18 protein-coding genes and 1 pseudogene are annotated in these 23,724 nt (G+C 62.5%); 13 read left to right on the top strand and 6 right to left on the bottom strand.

The genetic code is table 11. The annotated features are described in order from the left end of the window. Window positions 1-7: 7 nt before the first annotated feature. A pseudogene (locus ABIE53_RS24655) lies at window positions 8-1,413 on the bottom strand (L-lactate MFS transporter). A 371-nt stretch (window positions 1,414-1,784) separates the two neighbouring features. Next, entirely contained in the window at window positions 1,785-3,101 is a 1,317-nt protein-coding gene (gene shiA / locus ABIE53_RS24660; RefSeq protein ID WP_192699386.1) for a shikimate transporter, read from the bottom strand. Between the two features lie 378 nt (window positions 3,102-3,479). Between shiA and ABIE53_RS24665 the strand changes: the two genes are divergently transcribed. The 7 genes from ABIE53_RS24665 to ABIE53_RS24695 all read left to right on the top strand — a co-directional run bounded on the left by ABIE53_RS24665 (window position 3,480) and on the right by ABIE53_RS24695 (window position 12,015). Then, complete coding sequence (locus tag ABIE53_RS24665) at window positions 3,480-3,698, top strand: hypothetical protein (RefSeq protein ID WP_006049163.1); 219 nt, start codon at window positions 3,480-3,482, stop codon at window positions 3,696-3,698. Then, entirely contained in the window at window positions 3,676-4,395 is a 720-nt protein-coding gene (locus ABIE53_RS24670) for a GntR family transcriptional regulator (RefSeq protein ID WP_006049164.1), read from the top strand. Before ABIE53_RS24665 ends, ABIE53_RS24670 begins: the two co-directional genes overlap by 23 nt. 550 nt (window positions 4,396-4,945) lie before the next feature. Then, window positions 4,946-6,709, top strand: a complete 1,764-nt coding sequence (locus ABIE53_RS24675) for a thiamine pyrophosphate-binding protein (protein WP_006049165.1) — start codon at window positions 4,946-4,948, stop codon at window positions 6,707-6,709. Between the two features lie 24 nt (window positions 6,710-6,733). Beyond that, window positions 6,734-7,981 carry a formyl-CoA transferase gene (frc, locus tag ABIE53_RS24680; protein ID WP_006049166.1) on the top strand — a complete coding sequence of 416 codons (1,248 nt, stop codon included), beginning with the start codon at window positions 6,734-6,736 and terminating at the stop codon, window positions 7,979-7,981. A gap of 100 nt (window positions 7,982-8,081) precedes the next feature. After that, complete coding sequence (locus ABIE53_RS24685; protein ID WP_192699385.1) at window positions 8,082-10,277, top strand: acetate--CoA ligase family protein; 2,196 nt, start codon at window positions 8,082-8,084, stop codon at window positions 10,275-10,277. Window positions 10,278-10,374: 97 nt separating this feature from the next. Continuing rightward, window positions 10,375-11,202, top strand: a complete 828-nt coding sequence (locus tag ABIE53_RS24690; protein WP_114156888.1) for a fumarylacetoacetate hydrolase family protein — start codon at window positions 10,375-10,377, stop codon at window positions 11,200-11,202. A 63-nt stretch (window positions 11,203-11,265) separates the two neighbouring features. Continuing rightward, window positions 11,266-12,015: an NAD(P)(+) transhydrogenase (Re/Si-specific) subunit beta gene (locus ABIE53_RS24695; RefSeq protein WP_192699384.1), complete on the top strand. Its 750-nt coding sequence runs from the start codon at window positions 11,266-11,268 to the stop codon at window positions 12,013-12,015. 65 nt (window positions 12,016-12,080) lie between these two features. On the opposite strand, the gene ABIE53_RS24700 is transcribed toward ABIE53_RS24695, so the two are convergent. Both ABIE53_RS24700 and ABIE53_RS24705 read right to left on the bottom strand, forming a co-directional pair. Beyond that, entirely contained in the window at window positions 12,081-12,389 is a 309-nt protein-coding gene (locus tag ABIE53_RS24700; protein ID WP_107709029.1) for a hypothetical protein, read from the bottom strand. 96 nt (window positions 12,390-12,485) lie between these two features. Beyond that, window positions 12,486-13,433, bottom strand: coding sequence for a LysR family transcriptional regulator (locus ABIE53_RS24705; RefSeq protein WP_006049171.1), 948 nt, complete (start codon window positions 13,431-13,433; stop codon window positions 12,486-12,488). Window positions 13,434-13,795: 362 nt separating this feature from the next. Here ABIE53_RS24705 and oxlT point away from each other — a divergent pair, with 362 nt between their 5' ends. The 3 genes from oxlT to ABIE53_RS24720 all read left to right on the top strand — a co-directional run bounded on the left by oxlT (window position 13,796) and on the right by ABIE53_RS24720 (window position 17,758). Further along, the gene (oxlT, locus tag ABIE53_RS24710; protein ID WP_006049172.1) at window positions 13,796-15,148 is read left to right on the top strand and encodes an oxalate/formate MFS antiporter; all 1,353 of its coding nucleotides are present in this window, start codon (window positions 13,796-13,798) and stop codon (window positions 15,146-15,148) included. 45 nt (window positions 15,149-15,193) lie between these two features. Then, on the top strand, window positions 15,194-16,219 hold the full coding sequence (locus tag ABIE53_RS24715) for a LysR family transcriptional regulator (protein WP_053859567.1): 1,026 nt from the start codon (window positions 15,194-15,196) through the stop codon (window positions 16,217-16,219). A gap of 87 nt (window positions 16,220-16,306) precedes the next feature. Then, window positions 16,307-17,758: an aldehyde dehydrogenase family protein gene (locus ABIE53_RS24720; protein ID WP_192699383.1), complete on the top strand. Its 1,452-nt coding sequence runs from the start codon at window positions 16,307-16,309 to the stop codon at window positions 17,756-17,758. A 106-nt stretch (window positions 17,759-17,864) separates the two neighbouring features. Here the strand turns inward: ABIE53_RS24720 and ABIE53_RS24725 are convergent, their stop codons facing one another. After that, a complete protein-coding gene (locus ABIE53_RS24725) occupies window positions 17,865-18,842 on the bottom strand; it encodes a 2-dehydropantoate 2-reductase (protein WP_006049175.1) in 978 nt (325 codons plus the stop codon). A 441-nt stretch (window positions 18,843-19,283) separates the two neighbouring features. Here ABIE53_RS24725 and ABIE53_RS24730 point away from each other — a divergent pair, with 441 nt between their 5' ends. Further along, the gene (locus ABIE53_RS24730; protein WP_310074511.1) at window positions 19,284-20,696 is read left to right on the top strand and encodes an undecaprenyl-phosphate glucose phosphotransferase; all 1,413 of its coding nucleotides are present in this window, start codon (window positions 19,284-19,286) and stop codon (window positions 20,694-20,696) included. Here the strand turns inward: ABIE53_RS24730 and ABIE53_RS24735 are convergent. Continuing rightward, a complete protein-coding gene (locus ABIE53_RS24735; RefSeq protein WP_244231101.1) occupies window positions 20,693-20,932 on the bottom strand; it encodes a hypothetical protein in 240 nt (79 codons plus the stop codon). The genes ABIE53_RS24730 and ABIE53_RS24735 overlap by 4 nt on opposite strands. Here ABIE53_RS24735 and ABIE53_RS24740 point away from each other — a divergent pair. Both ABIE53_RS24740 and ABIE53_RS24745 read left to right on the top strand, forming a co-directional pair. Next, on the top strand, window positions 20,832-21,950 hold the full coding sequence (locus ABIE53_RS24740) for a polysaccharide biosynthesis/export family protein (RefSeq protein ID WP_374710203.1): 1,119 nt from the start codon (window positions 20,832-20,834) through the stop codon (window positions 21,948-21,950). The two genes, ABIE53_RS24735 and ABIE53_RS24740, sit on opposite strands and share 101 nt — an antisense overlap. A gap of 49 nt (window positions 21,951-21,999) precedes the next feature. Further along, window positions 22,000-23,673 carry a hypothetical protein gene (locus ABIE53_RS24745; RefSeq protein WP_192699381.1) on the top strand — a complete coding sequence of 558 codons (1,674 nt, stop codon included), beginning with the start codon at window positions 22,000-22,002 and terminating at the stop codon, window positions 23,671-23,673. Window positions 23,674-23,724 lie beyond the last annotated feature (51 nt).

Genomic DNA, 23,724 nt, shown 5'->3' on the forward strand with positions numbered 1-23,724 from the left:
AGTCTCCTTATGCGCCTTTGGCGACTTGTGCGTCGGTCATGTGATGCTTGTCGTCCACACGCTTGACCAACAGATTGCAGATGAAGCCGACCACCAGCAGCACGGCCATGATGTGAACCGTCATCGTGTAGGCGTCGGCTTTCGCGACACCGTGCGCGACTTCGTACGCGCGGATGTAGTTCACGAGCACCGGACCCGCCACGCCGGCCGCGGCCCATGCGGTCAGCAGGCGTCCGTGAATGCCGCCGACAAACGCCGTGCCGAACATGTCCGCGAGATACGCGGGCACCGTCGCAAAGCCGCCGCCGTACATCGTGAGGATGATGCAGTACGCCAGCACGAAGAGTGCCATCTGGCCGGACGCGGCGAAGCTCGGCACGAGGAAATACAGCACGGCGCCAAGCGCGAAGAAGATGAAGTAGGTGTTCTTACGGCCGATCCAGTCCGACGCCGATGCCCACACGAAGCGCCCGCCCATGTTGAACAGCGACAGCAGGCCGACGAAACCCGCAGCGGCGGCAGCCGTCACGGTGCCTTTGAAGCTCTCCTGGATCATCACCGAAGCCTGGCCGAGAATGCCGATGCCAGCCGTCACGTTCAGGAACAGCACGAGCCAGATCAGATAGAACTGCGGCGTCTTCAGCGCCTGGTCGATGTGCACGTGGTTACGCGTGATCATCTTTTGCTGCGAGGTCGCGGGCGGCGTCCAGCCTGCCGGTTTCCAGTCCGTCGGCGGCACGCGAATGGCCAACGCGCCGATCGACATCGAAATGAAATAGACGATGCCGAGCACGATGAACGTCTCGGCCACGCCGATGCTCGTCGCGCTCTTGAAGTGGTTCATCAGCGCGACGGACAGCGGCGCGGCAATCATCGCGCCGCCGCCGAAGCCCATGATCGCCATGCCGGTCGCCATGCCGCGGCGGTCCGGAAACCAGCGGATCAGCGTCGACACCGGCGACACATAGCCGAGGCCGAGCCCGAGATTCCGCCGATCACGCCGTAGCCGAGATACAGCAACGCGATCTGGTGGAAGTAGACGCCCAGCGCGGAAATCAGGAAGCCGCCGCCGAAGCAGCAGGCCGCGGTGAACATGGTGCGGCGCGGGCCGACGTGCTCGAGCCACTTGCCCGCGAACGCCGCCGACAAACCGAGGAACACGATCGCCAGCGAGAAAATCCAGCCAAGGGAAGTCAGCGACCAGTCATCGGGCGCGGATTGCGTGATGCCGATCACCTTGGTCAACGGGCCGTTGAACACGGAGAACGCGTACGCCTGGCCGATACAGAGATGGACGGCGAGTGCCGCGGGAGGAACCATCCAGCGCGAGAACCCCGGTTTCGCGATGGTGGCTTCTTTCGAAAAAAATGGTGCGGAGCCTGAATTGTGCTGTGGCTCGGTCATGCTGCTCATGGTCGGTCTCCCGGAAAGCGAAGTCTTTGTTATCGGCGCATCAGACCGAATCCTTTAGTGCTTCGGCGTGAGAATTGCTACCCGATGGGGCGCTCATATATGCGGCTGGGCTTCATATGAACGTGCGCAAGTCCCGGATGGAGCTTGCCTGGTCGAACGATAGGGCGGCGGACCTAGGTTGGCAATATGAGATAGAAATGCATAAGGCATTGCCCGAGGAAATGCGACGCGCATCTGCCGGATCGCGGCAGTGGGTCCCAGATGTCGGGTCTGGCGCAACTTGGCGTGCGGCCAGAACCGCGCCTTCAAAGCAAAAAAGGCCGGCGGTGGCTGCAACGCCACGCCGGCCTCTTCGAACCGCGATCAACCGTTCAAACGCTGCGCCCGGTCTTCATTTTTGCGGCCACGAGCACAGAAATCAGGCAGCCGATCGCCAGATAGCCGGCCACGGGATGCCACGAACCGCCGGCAAAGCTCACGAGCGCAACGGCGATGAACGGCGTGAAGCCGCCGCCCACCACGCTCGCCACCTGATAGCCGACGCCCGCGCCGCTGTAGCGGTACTCGGTGCCGAAGAGTTCGGTGAACATCGGCTGCTGCACGCTGACCACCATGTCGTGCGCGATGTTCGCGAGCATCACGGCGAAAACCACGATCCATACCGTCGAGCGTGCTTCAAGGGCCAGGAAGAACGGCACGGCGCTGAACATACCGACGAGCGCGCCGATCATGTACACGCGGCGGCGGCCGAAGCGGTCGGCGAGCATCGCGAAAAGCGGAATCGTCACGCAACTCACCGCGCCGACCAGCAGACCGATGGTCAGGAAGAACTCACGCGGCATGTGCAGGTTCGCCGTCGAGTAATTGAGCGCGAAGGCGGTCACGATATACATCGTGAACAGTTCGGCGAGGCGCAGCGCGATGATCAGCAGGAACGCTTTCGGGTGACGCAGCAGCGCTTCGACGATCGGCAGCCGCACGCGGCGCTCGCCGTGCGCGCCGACTTTTTCGACGAATTCCTGCGACTCTTCCATACTCGAGCGGATCCACATCGCGATCAGCACCAGCACTACGCTGAAGAGGAAGGGCAGGCGCCAGCCCCAGCTCATGAACGACGCGTTATCCATCGAACGGCTGATCAGCGCGACCAGCCCCGTCGCCAGCACGAGGCCCACGCCGTAGCCGACCTGGACGCCGCTGCTGTAGAACGCCTTTTTTTTCTCGGGCGCGCTTTCGACCGCCATCAACGCCGCACCGCCCCATTCGCCGCCGACCGCGAAGCCCTGGATCGCGCGCAGCGTGACGAGCAGCACCGGCGCGAGCCAGCCGATAGTCGCGAACGACGGCAGCAGGCCGATGGCCGCGGTGGAGAGACCCATCATCATCACGGTCAGCACGAGCATGCGCATGCGGCCGAGCCGGTCGCCGAAATGGCCGAACACGAAGCCGCCGAGCGGCCGGAACAGAAAGCCGACGCCGAATGTCGCGAAGGCCGCAAGCGTGCCCATTGCCGGGCTCACTTTCGGAAAGAACTCCGCGTTAAAGACGAGCGCCGCGACAATCCCGTACAGCAGAAAGTCGTACCAGTCGACGACTGCGCCGACGAAGCTGCCCAGCGCGGCTTTGCGTGCCCGGCTGCGGGCGATGCGGTTGTCGGCTGTGGCGGCCGGCGAGAGAGTGGTGCTCATGACGGGGTCTCCGTGAGATTCTTGGACTACTGCGTGACCGGCCGCGTGCTGGCGGCGCGGCGTCGGCGCCTTCTGCGGGCCGCCGATCGCTTGCAGGTTGTGCGGAAGATTAATGACGCTGCGCTTGCCGCACAATCGGCACTCGACGTGGATTGCGCGATAGTCGAACGCGTCTGCGCGAATAGCGCGCGTTCCTGGCGTATACACGGAGCCGCGGCGCGCCGGCAACAAGCGGCAGGCGGGAGAACGCGGCGCATGCTACCGTAGTCATTGATCGAAAAACAACAGTCACTGATATACTACATACACAATATTGATTTTTGCGGCGATGCAGCATATGATTGAGTCATTCGATCACTCAATCAGTTGGAGCTACAAATGGAATTTGTTCCTCTCTCGCTGCTGGCCGTCGCTGTTGTGGGCTTGGGCAGTGCCGCCACGGTTCTTATCGCTCGCTGGATTCCGCAGCCTGTCGCGCAACTTGCAGCGCAACATGGCCGTTTCGTCGGATTGAGCGAGCAACGTGGGGCAGCGGTGGCGCCTTATCGTATGCATGTTCAACCAGAGGCGATGAATGTCGTCGGAACTTCAAACTGAAGCGGTGGCAACACCTTTGACGTTGTCGTTGCAGCCTATCGGCGCAAGCGCGAGCTTGCGCGATCAGGCTTATGCGATGCTGCGCCAGGCGATTGCCGATGCGGACATCTACCAGACGCGCGACGAAATCCGTCTGGACGAACGCGTGCTCAGCGAGACGCTTGGCGTCAGCCGCACGCCTGTGCGCGAGGCGATGACGCTGCTCGAGCAGGAAGGCTTTCTGCGCATGGTGCCGCGGCGCGGCATTTACATCGTCCGCAAAAGCAAGCGCGAGATCGTCGAGATGATTCACATGTGGGCCGCGCTGGAAAGCATGGCCGCACGTCTGGCGACCCAGCGCGCCACAGACGAGGAAATCGCTCGCCTGCGGCACATGTTCGACAATTTCCGCGACGCCACGCCGGCCGAGCACATCGCCGAGTATTCGGACGCGAACATCGCGTTTCACCAGTCGATCGTCGAGTTGTCGAAGTCGCAGATCATTCTCGACACCATCAAGAATATTTTTATCCACGTGCGCGCTATCCGGCGCATGACCATCTCGCAGAGCGATCGCGCGTCGCGGTCCATCGTCGATCATCTGCGCATTATCGAGGCGCTCGAGAAGCGCGATACCGAACTGGCCGAGCGTCTTACGCGCCAGCATTCGCTCGATCTGGCGGCCTTCGTGGAGAAGAACTGCGATTTTCTCGATTGACGGCTGAATAGGCGTAGCGTGCGGCGTTAGGTACGTTAAGCACGTCTGGCGTTCGGCGCGGAGTTTCGCCGGGCCTGCCCGCGCCCGTCACTGTAGCAACCAAGTCACGCAGGCATTGAAGCCCGCGGTGTTCACGCACCGCGGGCTTTTTTCGTTTGTCCGCGCTGCGTAGGGAAACACCGCGCTTGACGTCTGGTGAAATGTGGTATGTGATATATCAACAGTGAGCGATCTTAACCAGCGCTCAGTGTTTTCCCTTGCGGAAGGCCGAAAGCGGATCTCGAAACAGCCGCTTTCCCATGTCCCGCAGGGATTGCAGCAGAAACGCAGAGCGGACCCGGAGCATGAAATCGTCCTTGCCTGAATCTGATATATCACATACCGTATGTGAGCAAGCAGGGCGGCATGTTCTGAGAAGCGTTGCACAACCGATAAGCAGCAGTCTTTCATGGGGCCGGCGCAAGCGCTAATGCGCAACACCGGCCGATGCAAAGCACGGGACCGGCGCAAGCACTGACGCGCCAAGCCGGTCGACACACAGGAGACGACCATGTCTGCAGTTGTTTCATCCCTGAACTCCGCCACGAGCAGCACCACGGCCGAAGACACGCTCAAGCAAAAGACGCGCAACGCGGGCGTCGTTTCGGGCGGCCATCTGGTCGCGAAAGCGCTGAAAAACGAAGGCGTCGATACGATCTTCACGCTGTGCGGCGGCCACATCATCGACATTTACGATGGTTGTGTGGACGAAGGGATTCGCATCATCGACGTGCGCCACGAGCAGGTCGCGGCGCACGCAGCAGACGGCTACGCGCGCCAGACCGGCAAGCTCGGCTGCGTGGTCACGACGGCCGGCCCCGGCTGCACGAACGCGGTGACCGGCATCGCGACGGCATTTCGCTCCGAGAGCCCGGTGCTGCATATCGGCGGACAAGGCGCGCTGACGCAGCACAAGATGGGCTCGCTGCAAGACCTGCCGCACGTCGACATGATGTCGCCGATCACGAAGTTCGCCGCCAGCGTGTCGAGCACGGAGCGCGTCGCGGACATGATCTCGATGGCCGCGCGCGAGTGCTTCAACGGCGCGCCCGGCCCGGCTTACCTGGAAATTCCGCGCGATGTGCTCGACCGTGAAGTCGAACTCACGCGCGCCGTCGTGCCGCAGCCGGGGCACTATCGCGCGTCGACGAAGTCGATTGGCGATCCGCGCGACATCGAGAAACTGGCCGACATCCTCGTCAATTCCGAGCGCCCCGCGATCCTGTACGGACAGCAGGTGTGGACCGCGCGCGGTCACGAGGAAGCGATTGCATTGCTGCGCGGTCTCGACGTTCCTGGTTATTTCAACGGCGCGAGCCGCGGCTTGCTGCCGCCGGGCGATCCGCATCACTTCGATCGCACGCGTTCGCAGGCGTTTGCGAATGCGGACGTGCTGATCGTCGTCGGCACGCCGTTCGATTTCCGCATGGGCTACGGCAAGCGCATCAGCAAGGAACTGACGCTGGTGCAGATCGATATGGACTACCGGACAGTCGGCAAGAATCGCGACATCGACCTTGGTCTGGTCGGCGATCCGGGCGCGATTCTCGCTGCGGTGCTGCAAGCCGCGAGCGGTCGCCTGAAGGACGACAAGCGCCAGGCACGCCGCAAGTGGATGGCGCAACTTCAGGATGCCGAAGCAACCGCGACCGAAAAACTGATGCCGCTGTTCAAGTCCAACAGCACGCCGATTCATCCGTACCGCGTCGCTTATGAACTCAACGAGTTCCTTTCCGACGACACGATCTATATCGGCGACGGCGGTGACGTCGTGACAATTTCCGCCCAAGCGGTTCGCCCGCGCCGCCCTGGTCAATGGATGGACCCAGGCGCACTCGGCTCGCTCGGCGTCGGCACCGGCTTTGCGCTCGCAGCGGGGATCGCGCATCCGAACAAGGAAGTGCTGTGCTACTACGGCGACGGCTCGTTCGGCATGACCGCGTTCGACATGGAAACGGCCAACCGCTTCGGCGTGCCGTACCTCGCGGTGATCGGCAACAACTCGGCGATGAACCAGATCCGCTACGGCCAGCTCGCCAAATACGGCGACGAGCGCGGCAACGTCGGCAATCTGCTGAGCGATGTGCCGTTCAGCAAGTTCGCCGAAATGCTCGGCGGCTACGGCGAGGAAGTGCGCGATCCCGCGCAGATCGCAAGCGCATTGCAGCGTGCACGCGAGTCGATCCATCGCACCGGCCGCTCCGCAGTCGTCAACATCTGGGTCGATCCGCGCGAGTATGCGCCGGGCACCAAGAATCAGACCATGTACAAGTAATACGGACACCTTAGGAGACACGACATGGGCAAAGCACTCGACGGCGTGCGCATTCTCGATTTCACGCATGTGCAATCGGGCCCGACCTGCACGCAATTGCTGGCGTGGTTCGGCGCGGACGTGATCAAGGTGGAGCGGGCCGGCGCCGGCGACATCACGCGCGAGCAACTGCGTGATATTCCCGACGTGGACAGCTTGTACTTCACGATGCTCAATCACAACAAGCGCTCGGTCACGATCGATACGAAGAACCCCGAAGGCAAGCAGGTTCTGGAGGCACTGATCCAGAAATGCGACGTGCTGGTGGAGAACTTCGCGCCGGGCGCACTGGATCGCATGGGCTTTACGTGGGAGCGCATCCAGGAGCTGAATCCGCGCATGATCGTCGCGTCGGTGAAAGGCTTTGGCCCAGGTCCGTACGAAGACTGCAAGGTCTACGAGAACGTCGCGCAATGCGCGGGCGGCGCGGCGTCCACCACGGGTTTCGACGACGGCCCGCCGGTCGTCAGCGGCGCGCAGATCGGCGATAGCGGCACGGGCTTGCATCTCGCGCTCGGCATTGTCACCGCGCTTTATCAGCGCACGCAGACGGGCCGCGGCCAGCGCGTGCTCGCTGCGATGCAGGACGGCGTGCTCAATCTGTGCCGCGTGAAGCTGCGCGATCAGCAGCGGCTCGAACGCACCGGCGTGATGAAGGAGTATCCGCAATATCCGAACGGCAAGTTCGGCGAAGCGGTGCCGCGCGCGGGCAATGCGTCGGGCGGCGGCCAGCCGGGCTGGATTCTGAAATGCAAGGGCTGGGAGACCGATCCGAACGCGTACATCTACTTCATCACGCAGGCGCCGGTGTGGGCCAAGATCTGCAACGTGATCGGCAAGGAAGAGTGGGCCACGGACCCCGATTACGCGACGCCCGCCGCACGCCTGCCGCGTCTGAAGGACATTTTCGCGGAAATCGAACGCTGGACGATGACCAAGACCAAGTTCGAGGCGATGCAGATTCTCAACAAGTACGACATTCCATGCGGGCCGATTCTGTCGATGAAAGAGATCGCCGAGGAGCCCTCGCTGCGCAAGACCGGCACGATTGTCGAAGTCGATCATCCGACGCGCGGCAAATATCTGACCGTTGGCAATCCTATCAAACTGTCCGATAGCCCGACCGAAGTGAAGCGCTCGCCGCTGCTTGGCGAACATACCGACGAAGTCATGGCGGAACTGGGCTACTCGCCCGAGCAGATCAGCGCACTGCGCACCGCTGGCGCCATCTAGCGCATAGAAAAACCCGTAGTGCAGGCCGCCCGCCGCTCGCCATTCAGGCGAGCGCGGTGCCGGGCGGCGCCTTTCGAACCCGCATTGGAGACGGCAGGACATGGCATACGAAGACACGCTCTCACTGAAAGAACGCGGTACCGCACACACGCCGGACGACCGCGCGCAGGTCGCCAACAAGGACGTCGTGCGGCACATTCTCGATCACGCGAAAGCCGAAGGCCGCAACTCGCTGACCGCGCCGGAAGGCAAACTCGTGTGCGACGTCTACGGCATTTCGGTGCCGAAGGAAGCGCTTGCGACGACCGCGGACGAAGCCGCGCAATTCGCGGCGGACATCGGTTTTCCAGTGGTACTAAAGATCGTCTCGCCGGAAATTCTGCACAAGACCGAAGCGGGCGGCGTGCTCGTCGGCGTGAAGAACGCTGCGGACGTGGCGCAAGGATTCACCACGATCATGGAGAACGCGAAGCGCTATAACGCCAACGCGAATCTGCTTGGCGTGCAGGTGCAGCAGATGATCGGCGGCGGGCAGGAAGTGATTGTCGGCGCGGTGACCGATCCGTCGTTCGGCAAGCTGGTCGCGTTCGGTCTTGGCGGCGTGCTGGTCGAAGTGCTGAAGGACATCACGTTCCGCCTCGCGCCGGCCACGCGCGACGACGCTCGCTCGATGCTCGACGGCATTGCGGCTGCCGACATGCTCAAGGGCGTGCGCGGCGGCGAACCGGTCGACCGCGAGGCGCTCGCCGGGTTGATCGAAAACGTCTCGCGGCTCGTGTCGGACTTCCCTGAAATCTCCGAGCTGGATCTGAACCCGGTGTTCGCGAGCAAGCGTGGTGCGATTGCCGCCGACGTGCGCATCGTGCTCGATTTCGCCCCGCCGGTAGAGCGCTATCGGCCGAGTCAGGAAGACATCGTGCGGCAAATGAACCGCATCATGAAGCCGGATTCGGTCGCGGTGATCGGTGCATCGGCGGAAGACGGCAAGATCGGCAACTCGGTGATGAAGAACCTGATCAACGGTGGCTACAAGGGCGAGATCTATCCGATCCACCCGAAGGCCGACGAGATCATGGGCCACAAGGCCTATAAGAGTGTGCTGGACGTGCCGGGGAATATCGACGTCGCTGTGTTTGCGATTCCCGCGAAGTTCGTCGCCGGCGCGTTGACGGAAGTCGGCAAGAAGCACATTCCGGGCGCGGTGCTGATTCCGTCGGGCTTTGCCGAAACAGGCAACGTGGAAGGCCAGCAGGAAATCGTGGCGATTGCGCGCGAATACGATATTCGCCTGATGGGGCCGAATATTTACGGCTTCTACTACACGCCGAAGAATCTGTGTGCAACGTTTTGCACACCGTACGATGTGCAAGGCAAGGCGGCGTTGTCGTCGCAATCGGGCGGCATCGGCATGGCGATCATCGGCTTCTCGCGTTCGGCGAAGATGGGCGTGTCGGCGATTGTCGGGCTCGGCAACAAGTCCGATATCGACGAAGACGATCTGCTGACGTTCTTCGAACAGGACGAGAACACCGACATCATCGCGCAGCATTGCGAGGACCTGAAAGACGGTCGCGCGTTTGCGGAAACGGCGGCGCGCGTGTCGAAGAAGAAGCCGGTCGTGGTGCTGAAGGCGGGCCGCACGAGTCTCGGCGCGCGCGCGGCGAGTTCGCACACGGGCGCGCTTGCAGGCAACGATCGCATCTACGAAGACGTGTTCAAGCAATGCGGCGTGATCCGCGCTCGCTCGCTGCGCGACCTGCTCGAATTTGCACGCGGCATTCCGAAGCTGCCGACGCCGAAGGGCGAGAACGTGGTGATCATCACGGGCGCGGGCGGCTCGGGCGTGCTGTTGTCCGATGCTTGCGTGGACAACCGTCTGTCGCTGATGACCATGCCCGCCGATCTCGACGCTGCGTTCCGCAAGTTCATTCCGCCGTTCGGTGCGGCGGGCAATCCTGTCGACATCACGGGTGGCGAGCCGCCGTCCACGTATCAGAACACGATCCGGCTCGGCCTCGAAGACCCGCGCATTCACGCGATCATCCTCGGCTACTGGCACACCATCATCACGCCGCCGATGGTGTTCGCGCGCCTCGTCGTCGAGGTGAAAGAGGAGATGAAAGCGCGCGGCATCGAGAAGCCGATCGTGGCCTCGCTCGCGGGCGACGTTCAGGTGGAAGAAGCCGCCGAATATCTGTACGCGCATGGTGTTCCCGCGTACGCCTATTCGACGGAAATTCCCGTCGCGGTGCTCGGTGCAAAGTATCAGTGGGCACGCGGCGCCGGCCTGATCTGACGCGTCAAACGGAAGGCGGCACGGTTTTCTTCGCGACAGTCGATTGTCGTTTGCAACTCGCGAAGAAGATCGTGCCGAAGCGCTCAAGGAGCGGCGTATGGATACGTGGATGCGTTTCATGTCCAGCGACGGCGGTGTGGTGTTCGGCCGCGTCGAAGGTGCTTATCTGCACGAGTACGAAAGTCTCGATCAACCGGTGCCGACCGGCGCCGTGTTATCGACGCGCGCGCTGACGCCGCTCGCGCCTTGCGCGCCTGGCAAGATCGTCGCACTGTGGAATAACTTTCACGCGCTTGCCGCGAAGCTCGACAAGCCGGTGCCCGCGCATCCGCTTTTTCTGCTGAAGCCGGCGGGCTCGGTGATCGGCTCAGGCGAGCCGATCCGGCGGCCCGTGAGCTACGCGGGCAAGATCGTCTATGAAGGCGAGCTCGGCATTGTGATTGGCCGGCGCTGCCGCGATGCGAACGTCGAAGAAGCTGCTCAAGCGATCTTCGGGTACACGCTCGTCAACGACGTGACCGCGGCCGATCTGCTCAACGAGAATCCGCATTTTCCGCAATGGTGCCGCGCGAAAGGCTTCGATACGTTCTGTTGTATCGGACCGGCAATCGTCTCGGGTTTCGACTGGCAAAACGCGCATCTCGTGACGATGCTCGACGACGTCGAGCGGCAAAACTATCCGCTCTCCGACATGGTGTTTTCGCCGGCCGAGCAGGTGAGCCTCATTTCGCAGGATCTCACACTGGAGCCGGGTGATGTGATTGCGTGCGGTACGTCGGTGGGAGTTGGGTCGATCAAGGATGGCGCGACGGTGTCTATTTCTATCGATGGAATCGGCACGCTGCGCAATACGTTGCAAGCCGCGGCACGCGAAGCGCCGGGGCCGGGCGTTACTGCAACAGGCGTTACGGCGGGACTCGTTTGAAGAACGATCGGTCGATCCGCGGGCCACAAGTCCGCGGGTTGCAACAACACGGAAGGAGCGCGCGTGCCGCAAGCGTCGGATAGTACCGTGTGGCTTGGAATGCTCGTCTCGCTGACGGCTGCGTGTGCTGCATTGCTTGCCTGCGCGCTCGGCCCAATGCTCGCCGGTGCATCCGTCGTGCGCCGTCGCAATCTCACACGACGACCCGCGCTCGCCGCGTTGCTCGCGAGCGGCATGGGTTTATCCGTCGTATCCGTCGGCGTCGCGCGTTATCTGTCGCCAGGAAACCAGGCCAATCTCGCGATTCCCGAGCGGATCGAACTCTATGCGGCGGTGTTCGCCGGCGCGTTGATCTTCGCGGCATCGGCGATCGCATTCTGCAAATTGCACGGGCTGTTGCCGCTTCGCGTGACGGCGCGTCGCGGGCACGACGTCGTCAATGCGGTCGCGCTGCTGTTATGCGGATGGCTCGGCTATGGCTTCGTCACCGAAGCGGCGCAGCCGTTCGGGCTCACCGCGTTGCTCGCGATGAGCGCGCTGGCTTCGTCGATCGGTGTGCATGTGATGATGAGCCGCGAGTATTCGAAGAAGCATGCGAAAACGCACGCGTATGGCGCTCGCGCCGACATGCCAATGAAGTGGCGAGAAGACGCAGAAGAAGTCAGCCCAATGCACGTCATGGTGCGCGCGGCAGCATACCGTCACGGCCGACGCTGGCATAACAGCGACAGCAACGGCAGCAGGCAACGGAAGATTCAGGCATGCGCGGCACGGCGCCTGTCCAACCGATCCACGGTAAGCCGGCATCCATGAACGCGAACCCGATCAATCAGGCAACTGCCGCGATAAAAGGCGGGAACGTATTCCCGCCCATCCGCTCACTCGCCCAAAGCCGCGAATTCACTAAAGTACTGCGCCTTCTTCTGCAGGATCAATTGCGCGAGAAAGTCCGGATCATAGGCGCGATGCAGATGCCCATGAAACCGCTCGATGTATGCGGTAATCCGCGCGGCCTCGCTATTGAATTCGCTCAGCACGTCGAGCGTGGCGTGGTCCCAGCGAAAGCGCAGCCCGAGGTCGCTGAACGCCGCGTTATAGGCGCTCAGATGCGGGTCGTTGGAATGATCGGCGGAAGCGCGCGCAGTGGTGCGTGCGCTGGCATGAGTCGCAACCGAAGCATGGTTCATGATCGGCCTCCTGGGCTGTCAAGTGATGAAACTAGCTTGCAGCATAGAAGTACCGAACGATTTGCAATAGTTAAAGTTTTATTGGATCTCCATAGCCTATTGCTTATAGACGCTCAGTTCCTTCACACGAGTGATCTTCTCGATGAGGTTCGCGCCTTCCTCCATCAGGAAGCGCTTGAACGCCACCGCCACCGGCGGCAGGCGCTTGTTCTTGCGATGAACCACGTACCAGTTGAGCATCACAGGAAAGCTCTCGACATCGAGCACCACGAGATGGCCCAGTTGCAACTCGAGGCTGATGGTATGCGCAGACAAAAACGCGATGCCCATGCCGGCAATCACCGCCTGTTTGATCGTCTCGGTGCTTTTGATCTCCATCGCAATCTTCAGATTCGACAGTCGGCCCGCAAAACCTTCTTCCATCGAATTCCACGTGTCCGAGCCGCGCTCGCGCACGATGAACGCCTCGTTCGCCAACTGGCTGATCTTGATGTTGCGCTTGTGCGCGAGCGGATGCGTGGGCGCGGCCACGATGACATACGGATGAGGCGCGAACGGCTCGTTAGTGGCGTCCATCTCGTGCGGCGGGCGCACCATTACCGCGAGGTCTGTCTGATTGGTCGCGAGCTGATGCAACAACTCCTCGCGATTGTGGACAGCGAGGTTCAGCACGACGCCCGCATAGCGCCGCGTGAATTCGGCGAGCAGCCGCGGGAAAAAGTAGTCGCCTGCGCTGATCACCGCGACATTCAGCTTGCCGCCGGAGACGCCCTTCAACTGGCTCATCGCTTCGTCGACTTCGTGGAACTGCTGAATGATCGCGCGGCTGTAGTGCAGCATTTCAGTGCCGGCCGGCGTGAGGTAGATCTTTTTGCCGAGCTGTTCGAAGAGCGGCAGCCCCGCATGCTCCTCCAACTGACGAACCTGCGTGGAGACGGCAGGCTGTGTGAGATGCAGTTCCTCGGCGGCGCGCGAAAAGCTCAAGTGGCGCGCCACGGTCTCGAACACCTTCAATTGACGCAGCGTGGCATTGCGCATCGTCATGACCGATGTATAAGCAAATGTGAATCAACATAATAACAAACTTTAATTATTAGTAATTCAGCAATGACCCTAGCATGGGTTTGTAAACAAGGCGAAGCTGCCACGGAACACTCGGGTTAACGCTTGGATTTCTGGCGTGGCGGGACCAGGCGGCAGATTGGCGGAAAACAACAAAACGGATTAGTCGGAATTAAGAACTTCCAAAAGGCGATGAATAAAGCGCTTTTTAAAGGAAGCGCTTTAAAGACTCAAATATTAAACATTCCCGGATTGCAAGGCTTTCCGGGTCATAACGATAAGGTGGGACACATACAGCACGGCGCTTTGGCCGGCTGCACTAAATAATTGCGGAGACAAGGCACATGGACGACATCACTCAACAGACCGCGGCCCGCGTATTCTGGGCGAACCGTTGGTGGCAACTCGTCATCGGCATGGTGTGCATGGCGTTGGTGGCGAATTTGCAGTACGCATGGACGCTCTTCGTCGCACCGATGGACGCGCGGCATCACTGGGGCCAGGCCTCGATTCAACTGGCGTTTGCCATCTTCATTCTCACTGAAACGTGGCTCGTGCCGCTCGAGGGCTGGCTCGTCGACAAGTTCGGTCCACGGCCCGTGGTGGCAGGCGGCGCGGTATGCGCGGGCCTCGCGTGGGTGATGAACTCGTATGCGACGACCTTGCCCATGCTGTATACGTCCGCGGTGATCGCGGGTATCGGCGCGGGCGGCGTGTATGGAACATGCGTCGGCAACGCGTTGAAATGGTTTCCCGACCGGCGCGGTCTGGCTGCGGGTCTCACGGCAGCGGGCTTCGGCGCGGGCGCGGCAGTCACCGTGATTCCGATTGCGAACATGATCACGCGCTCGGGCTATGAGCACACGTTCTTCTTCTTCGGCATCTTGCAGGGCGTCGCGATTCTGCTGCTCGCGATGCTGCTGGTGAAACCGGTGTTGAGTAAGCACACGCCGGCGAAGAGAAAGTTCTCCGTGTCGAAGGTCGATCTCACGCCCGGCCAGATGATCAAGACGCCGGTGTTCTGGGTGATCTACGTGTCGTTCGTCGCGGTGGCAGCCGGCGGCTTGATGGCGACTGCGCAGATCGGCCCAATTGCGAAAGACTGGGGCCTCGCGCGCATTCCGATGACGATCTTCGGCGTCACGCTGCCGCTTCTCACAGCCACGCTTTCCATCGACAACGTCTGCAACGGCTTCACGCGTCCGCTGTGCGGTTTCATCTCCGACAAGATCGGCCGTGAAAACACGATGTTCATGATCTTCATTGGGGAAGGACTCGCGTTGCTCGGCATGATGGAGTACGGCACGAACCCGTATGCGTTCATGACGTTCGCCGCGTTGATCTTCCTGTTCTGGGGCGAAATCTTCTCGATCTTCCCGGCGATCTGCGCCGACACCTTCGGCAGCAAGTATGCGGCGGCGAACGCGGGCACGTTGTACACCGCGAAGGGCACGGCCTCGCTGCTGGTGCCGATTGCATCGGTGCTGTCGGCAACCGGCGGATGGAGCCTCGTGTTCACGGTGTCCGCAGTGATCACGATTGCCGCGGGCGTGTCCGCGAAGTTCATCCTCGCGCCGATGCGCTCGCGCTGGATCCACTCGCAGGACGAGCCGTCGCCAGGCGTGCTGGCCGTCGCCGGTAATGGGAACGGCAAGGCCTCGCGTCTTAGCCACTGGCCCGAGCAAACCGGCGAATAGGAACAACAGGAACAGGCCGGCAAGCCGCGCGCCGGCCACTACGTCATGAACGTTTCGTTGCAGCAACTCAAGGTGTTTGTCGCCGTCGCGCGTGAACGCAGCTTCACGCGCGCGGCGCGCGAACTCGATCTGACGCAGTCCGCAGTGAGCCGTTGCGTGCGTGAACTGGAAGACGCGGTCGATCTGAAGCTGTTCGACCGCACGACGCGCCAGGTTCAACTGACGCATGCAGGCGCGAGCCTCGAAAGAAGAATCGGCCGCCTGCTCGATGAAATCGATCTGACGTTGCGCGAAGAACGCGGTGCTTACGAAGGCCATCGCGGTGTGGTCGCGCTGGCGAGCAATCCGGTGTTGTCGTCCAGTTGGGTCGCACAGGGACTCGCGCGCTGCGCGTCCGCATTCCCCGAACTTCTCGTTACCGTCGAAGACCAGGCGCAAAGCGGTGTGCTTGCGAGCGTCGAGCACGGCGAGGTGGATTTCGGCGTGGTCTCGCTGGCCGAGCCGCTCGTCAGCGATCAATTGCATGCGCAAGTCGTTTTCACGACGCCGCTGCATGCCGTGATGCCGCCGACTCATCCGCTTGCCCGACACGCGAGCGTCGCCTGGGATGCGTTGCACGACTGGGCGCTCGTCACGCTGAACGCCGACGCCGGCGTGCGCGCGGCGCTCGATCGCGCGTTCAATGCAAACGGTTTGAAGCGGCGTCCGGTGCAGGAATTCGGGCACGTCGCGGCTGTGCTGCGCATGGTCGAACTCGGGCTCGGTGTCGGCGTGCTGCCCGTCGACTCGCATTGGCCCGCCGTGGGCGAGTCGCTCGTGAGCCGGCCTCTCGCACCCGAGGCGACATTGACCACGCTGCTCGTGCATCGCCGCAACCGCTCGCTCAGGCCGAATGCCGCGGCTGCGTGGGCGCAGTTTGCCGAGCAGGGCGGGGCGTTGTCGAGCAGCGCGAGCGTCGAGGCGAACCGCGAGGCAAACCCGGAGGCAAACACAAGTCCGGCTTCTCACACAGTCTCCGATTCTTCATGGCCCGTCGCCGCGCGCAGCGGCGCGGCGCTTCACGAGCCGTAGCGCCGCCTGGTCCTTGCGCGCACCGGTCATCCCCGGACCGGTTTGCAGCACTCAGCCACGCAACATCTCAATGCAAGGAGCTTTACGATGGACACTGACACCGACCTCAGGCGCCATGATCTGCTGATCGACGGCAAGCGGTTGCCGCCGGGCACAGGCGAATATTCCGTCGATATCAATCCGGCCACCGAAGAGCCGATCGCGCATGTGGCCCAAGGCAGCGCGGCCGACGTCGACACAGCGGTTATCGCAGCGCGCGCCGCTTTGAAAGTGTGGAACGGCATCAAGGCGGCGGAGCGCGGCCGCATTCTTGGCCGCCTCGCCGGCCTGATGCGCGCGAATCTCGACGAACTCGCCGCGCTCGAAAGCCTCGACGCCGGCAAGCCGATTGCTGCTGTCATGCGCCAGGACGTTCCGGCCGCGATCGACACGCTCGAGTACTACGCCGGCTGGTGCGACAAGATCAACGGCCAGGTCGTGCCGGTTCGCCCGGACGCGTTGACCTATACGATCCGCGAACCGGTCGGCGTGGTCGCGGCCATCGTGCCGTGGAATTTCCCGTTGATGATCGGCATGTGGAAAATCGCGCCCGCGCTCGCGTGCGGTTGCACGCTGATCGTCAAGCCCGCGGAGATCACGCCGCTCAGCGCGTTGCGTATCGGCGAACTCGCGCTCGAAGCGGGCCTACCGCCGGGAGTCCTGAATATCGTCACCGGCAAGGGACGCGTGGTCGGCGACGCGCTCGTCGCGCATCCGGGCGTGGACAAGGTCACGTTCACCGGCTCGCCTTCGGTCGGGCGCGGCATTCTGCAAGGCGCGGCGAGCAACTTCAAGCGCGTGACGCTCGAACTCGGCGGCAAATCGGCGAACCTGATTTTTGCCGATGCGAATCTCGACAACGCAGTGCGAGCCGCGGCGTCGGGCATCTTCTTCAACACCGGCCAGGTGTGCTCGGCGGGCTCGCGCATTCTCGCGCATCGCGATGTCTATGACGAAGTGGTCGACCGGCTCGCCGCGCGAGCGAAGTCGATCAAGGTCGGCGATCCGTCGCTGCGCGAAACGTCGATGGGCCCGCTCATCTCCGCCGCGCAAATGAAGACCGTGCTCGGTTATGTCGATGCGGGGCGATCGGAAGGCGCATCGCTCGTGACGGGCGGGGCGCGGGTCGGGGAACGCGGCTTCTTTGTGGAGCCGACGGTATTCGCCAACGTCGAACACGAAATGCGAATCTCGCAGGAGGAGATCTTCGGACCGGTGGCAAGCGTGATTCGTTTCGACGACGAAGCCGACGCGATCCGTATCGCCAACGGCACGTTGTATAGCCTCGCGGCCGGCGTGTGGAGCGCGGACATTGGCCGCGTGCATCGCGTGGCGAGAGACCTGCGGGCAGGCACCGTCTGGATCAACACGTATGGCTACACCGACGTGCGTCTGCCGTGGGGCGGTTCCGGCGATTCGGGTTTCGGCCGCGAACACGGCGACGTCGCGATTGAAAACTTCACCGAGCCGAAGGCGGTCTGGCTCGCGATCGAGCAGTAGCGATAGCGGTAATAACGGCGCAATAAAAAAGGATCGGACGCCGTCCGATCCTTTTGCACCTACCATCATCCAGCCACGACGGCCAACGCGATAAACGCGAACGCGCTCACGCGCCCTGCAAGGCCATGCGCTCGCGCAACTTGACGAGCGCGAGTACGACGTCGATGGTCGGCGTCGGTTCGTTGACGAGCCGCCCCATTTCCTGCACGACGGTCAGCAGCGGATCGATTTCCATCGGCCGCCGGTTTTCCAGATCGACCAGCGTCGACGTTTTATGCGCGCCCACCGCGCCCGCGCCGTCAATCCGTTTTTCGACATCGACGCGAAAGTGCACGCCGAACTGATCCGCGATGCGCTTCGCTTCGAGCATCATCGTGCGCGAGACGGCGCGTGTGCCGGGGTCGCTCGTGAGCACGTCGAGCGTCGCGTGCGTCAGTGCGCTGATCGGGTTGAAGCACAGATTGCCCCACAGTTTCAGCCAGATTTCGTCGCGGATGTTGTCGCGAATCGGCGCCTCGAAACCCGCGGCCTGCATGATCTCGTGGAATTGCTGAATGCGCGGCGTGCGTTCGCCGCTCGGCTCGCCGATCGGAAACTTCTTGCCGTACACATGCTTGATGACGCCAGGCTCGACGATCTCCGCGGCCGGGTAGAGCACGCAGCCGATCGCGCGTTCGGGGCCGAGCTTCGTCCATTGACTGCCGTCCGGATCGACGCTCGCGAGGCGCGTGCCCGCGAATTTGCCGCCGTGCTGATAGAAGTACCAATACGGAATGCCGTTCACGCCGGTCACGATGGCCGTGTGCTTGCCGAGCAGCGGCTGCATTGAGTCGACCACGCCGGGCAGCGAGTGCGCCTTCAACGTGATGATGACGACGTCCTGTACGCCTAGCTCGCGCGGATCGGACGTGCAGCGGACCGGCGCGCTCACTGTCTCGCCGTCCATGATCAGACGCGCGCCGTGCTCGCGCATTGCCGCGAGATGCGCGCCGCGCGCGATGAAACTGACGTCGGCGCCGGCGCGTGCAAGCTGCACGCCCATCAAGCCGCCTATCGCTCCCGCTCCGAAGATGCAGATCTTCATGATGCCGCTCCTGTGACTATGAGAAGTCGCTTGCCCATGCCGCGCGTCGCCGGACACGACGGAGGGTCACTGATTGAGCATAGGGGCGCGGCGTCAATACAGATAGTTAAAGTTTCTCGCGCTTTGCATAAGCGATCGCTTATAGCCGCGGCATGCGAGGCGCGGCCATCCCATCTTCACGTCTCTCCGTCGCCTTGGCTCGTCCGATGTCTATCTAGCTGACAAATAGCCGCCAGGCTTAGGAAATTTCTGGTCCCTGAGCATTCAGCGTAAGGGCAGAATGCGCCCTCACTCAAGAAGTGACGCGTCCGTCCATTTTCAGATAGCTCTTGTTGAGACTAACCCCATGGTGTCCGTATTTGTGCCCAGACGTACTGGTATGTCCGGTGATGGCGACTGCGCGGTTTCGCGATGTCGTCGCGCCGGCCGTTAGGCACAGTCATGCGTACGGTGTTTCGTCAAACGATGGGCCGCGAATCCGTCGATATGGAAAGCGCTCTCGCGCGCCTGCTGGATGTGCTCATGATCGCGATGGCGGCGGCGCTTGCGCGCCTGTTGCCGGCTGGAGAGGGGCATCCGGTCCTCGAGGGCGCATTCGTTGCGCTGGACATGGCGCTCGCCATGATGCTGCTGCCGTGGTTCGGCGTGTATGAATCGTGGCGCGGGCGTTCGAAACTGCATCTGACGCTGAACGTCGTCGCGGGCTGGATCGTGGTGCAACTGTGCGGGCTCGCGATGATGTTTCTGCTTCATCGCGCGGGGCTGCTGTCCAGAATCTGGTGCGTGCGATGGACCCTCATCACCGCGGTGCTGCTCGTCGCCTCGCGTCTGTTGATCCACGCGATGCTTGGCCGCATCAGACGAGCCGGACGCAATCTGCGGATGGTGGCGGTGGTCGGCAGCGGCGCGCATCGCGATGGCGTGCTCGCGAGCATTGCGGCTTCGACCGATTCCGGTTTTCGCGCCGTTGCGACGTTCGATCCGCTGCACGGCGAAACGGTCGCGGAGCCGGGCCTGTCGTCGTTCTCGGAGTTGCGCGACTTCGCAAACTGGGTGCGCCGTGAGCGAACCGAAGAAGTGTGGCTTGCGATGCCGATGTCGCAAGAGCACGCGGTGCTGCGCATCGTCGAGGAATTCAGCGGCGACCTCGTGAACCTGCGCTTCATTCCCGATGTGCGCGCTCTCGCCATGTTCGATCGCAACGTGGTCGAGCTGGTGGGGCTGCCCGCGATCAACCTGATGGCGTCGCCGATGACGCCTCATGCACTGATGCAAAAGGCGCTGTTCGACCGCGTATTTGCCGCGGCGGCTTTGCTTGCGCTGTCGCCGGTGATGTTGCTCGTCGCGGCCGCGATCAAGCTGACGTCGCGAGGCCCGGTGCTGTTCTCGCAGCGCCGCATGGGCGCCGACGGCAACGTGTTTCGCATCTACAAGTTTCGCTCGATGCGCGTTCACACGCAGCAGAACGGCGTGGTTCATCAGGCGACCCGGCTGGACCCGCGCATCACGCGCGTCGGCGCGTTCCTGCGACGCACGAGTCTCGATGAACTGCCGCAGTTTTTCAACGTGCTGCGCGGGCAGATGTCGGTGGTCGGTCCGCGCCCTCACGCGATCGAGCACGACGACCAGTACCGGACGATCGTCGATGGCTATATCCATCGTTACCGGATCAAGCCTGGTATTACCGGGTGGGCGCAGGTGAACGGCTTTCGCGGCGAGACGGATCGCGTCGAGAAGATGCAGGCGCGCGTCGAACACGACCTTTATTACCTGCGCAACTGGTCGTTCGCGCTGGATATGCGGATTGTCGCGGCGACGGTGGTGAGGGGGTTGGTGGATCGGAATGCTTATTAAACGGCATTTCGATGGAAGGGTGCAGCCCAACGAACACGAATCATGACTGCCGCGATGCAGTCGACAAGGGCGGCGCTGCGGCGCGCCCGCTTGAACAGGTTGAGTACGATGTCAGTTGCAGTTTTGTCCCAGCCGATGTATCGGCTCGGAGCCTTGATGACCGTGGTCGCGTTGCTGACCACCGGATGCGCGGTGGCGCCCGGTATGCGGATGGAGGAATCGGCCGCATTGCCCATGACCAGCGGCAGCGAGCAGACGCCGGGCGAGCAGTTGCCCGTGCCAGTCACCGAAGTGACCTTGGCTTCGCTCGATCAAATGGAAGGCGAGGTCGAGCATCGTAGCGACGCAAGCGTCGAAGCGCTTCTCGGGCACGCGACGGCCTATACGGTCGGCGCTGGCGATGTGCTGCAAATCACTGTCTGGGACCATCCGGAATTAGCGGCCGCATCCGGCTCACTTTCGCCCGCGGCGGCGCGCGCGTTCGATCCGCCGCCCGGATTCATCATCGACGATACCGGCAGCCTGCGATTCCCGTTTGCCGGCAATATCCACGTCCAGGGCATGACGGTCGCAGAAGTTCAACGCAAGCTTGCCGTGGAACTCGGCAAGTCGTTTCGCGATCCTCAAGTGACGGTTCGCATGGCGTCGTTCCGCGCGAAGCAGGTCTACGTGGATGGCGAGGTCCGGCAGGCCGGCGCGCAAGCGGTCAACGATATTCCGACGACGCTGTACGACGCCATCAGCCATGCCGGCGGCTTCAGCCCTGCTGCGGATCAGAGCCGCATCACGCTGACTCGCGACGGCAAGTCGTACGACATAAACTTCGTCCGCATGTTGCAGCGTGGTGTGAGTCCTGCGAGGCTGATGCTGCGTGCAGGCGACCTGGTTCGCGTGTCCGCGAGGGATGAAAGCGGCGTGTTCGTGATGGGTGAAGTCGCCAAGCCCGTCACGGCAGTGCCGCTGCGCAACGGTCGCATGACGCTGAGCGACGCACTCTCGCAGGCGGGCAGCATCAGTTCCGCGACCGCGGATGCCGGGAATCTCTATGTCATTCGCGGACGCGGCGCAGACGCGCGCATTTTTCATCTCGATGCCGCTTCGCCGGTCTCGATGGTCCTCGCCAACCGCTTCGAACTCGAACCGAAAGACATCGTTTATGTCGACGGCAACGGACTCGTTCGCTTTAGCCGCGTGCTGAGTCTGCTGTTGCCGGCCATCAACGCGGGGCTCACCGCGGGGCTGGTGGCGAAGTGATCCTGAGACTGCGCTTTGTGCTGGCTGGATGCGTGCGGGAAGCGGCACGATGAACCGCCGCTCCGCAATCGGACTCTCGGCCGGGATGGCAGTGCTCGGCGCATCCGCGGTCTCGCCTGGATGGGGCGAGCCGCAGCGGAACGACGCTGCCGGTGGCTTTCGCTGGCTGCATGATTTTGCGCGGAAGGGCGCGGGTGCGAGCGACGATACGGGCACGCTGCAGCGCGCGATCGACTTTGTGCGCGATCTCGGCCTACGCACGAAAGACACCTCCTGCTTGCCGAGCCTGCTGATTCCCGCCGGCCGATATGTCCTGACCGACACCATCGACACCTTGCCGTGGATCAAGCTGCGTTCAGTGGGCAGCGTTCTGCTCGACTTCTCGACGATGCCGGTGGGTCGCGACGGCCTGACGTGCAGAAACGAAACGATGCTTCCGTCGACCGAATTGCGCTTCCCCGGCAACCGTTCGCCATTCCTCGATGGAGCGGGAGGCACGATTTCGATCCTCGGCCCCGGCGTGGCACGCGCGGAAGGGCGGGGCGTCGTGATGGGCAATCGGCAGCCCTTGTTTTCGGGTGAGGTACGAGACGCGGGTGGCCGCAACGTTGTGATCACCGGTTGGCGCGGAGCGCTCGCGATCGATCCCATCAATACCTATCTGAGTGCATGGCATTCGTGCCGGTTCGAGCAGAACCGCGAACATGGTATTTGCGTCGCATCCGCCGATGGAAAGAGCGTCAACAGCGGTGAGCGGATGACCTTCGCCGATTGCACGTTTTCCGGTTCCGCGCGAGCCATTGCAATCGACGCCGACAGCATGGATTTCGTTTTCGACGCGTGTTCGTTCGACTTCAACGGCGACGTCGTGCATTTCGGGCCCCATGCGAGTTTCGGTACGGTCGCCTTCAATCACTGCCACATAGAAGGTATCGACGGCTTGCTGGTCGATGCCACGCAGGCGGGCAAACATCTTCGCACGGTATTCCGCGATTCGATCGTGCTGCCGAGGCACTGGAAGCGTAAGGACTTGAGCAATGCACCGCGTCAACTGGCGGCGGGCAAAGCGAAGCTTTCTGCTTCCGGCGTCGAGTGGCGATTCGAATCTCCGGCACAAGGCAGCCTGACGGCTTTGATCGGTGACGAAGTGTCCGTGGAGTCGCTGTCAGCGATGAGCTTCCAGCAAGTCCACGCGCTGCCCTGGCGAGGAAGCGTGATCAATGCCGACAGTCTTTTCGAACTGGACACTCCCGGCACACCGGTAGGCGCGCTCACCCATTGGAGCGCATCGGTGACCGCAGGTGCCGAACTCGCAGGAAGCATTGTGGTTGCGGGTCCAGTTGCGGACGCCACTGCGGCTACGCAGAGCAGCGCATCGGCGAAACGAAAGCAGGCTCTCCACGTGAGCTTGCCTGATGCAGGCAACGCGCGGTTCTCCGTGGCGACGCGAGCCGCTTTCCCGGTTGTACCGGGCGACGTCCTCAACGTGGCCTGCAGCGCAGCGACGACAGGTGTAACGGGCCGCGTGAAATTCGCGTTCCACTTCGATGCCGCGCCGGGCATTCCATTGAGCACAAGCGAATCGCAAAGCGCCGCGCATGAACTGCCGGCCGCGCAAGCAACCGTTCCAGCGGGCGCAACGCAGGCGATGGTCACTGCCGCTTTCATTGGATGGACGGGGCAGTTGCAAATAGATGAACTGGCGGTATGGCGCTCGTCATGACGCCGGTGTGCGAAGTCGAATTCCTCGGCACACCGCAATACAGAACCAAAG

Source organism: Paraburkholderia sp. OAS925, assembly GCF_040543975.1.
GTDB classification, from domain to species: Bacteria; Pseudomonadota; Gammaproteobacteria; order Burkholderiales; family Burkholderiaceae; genus Paraburkholderia; species Paraburkholderia graminis.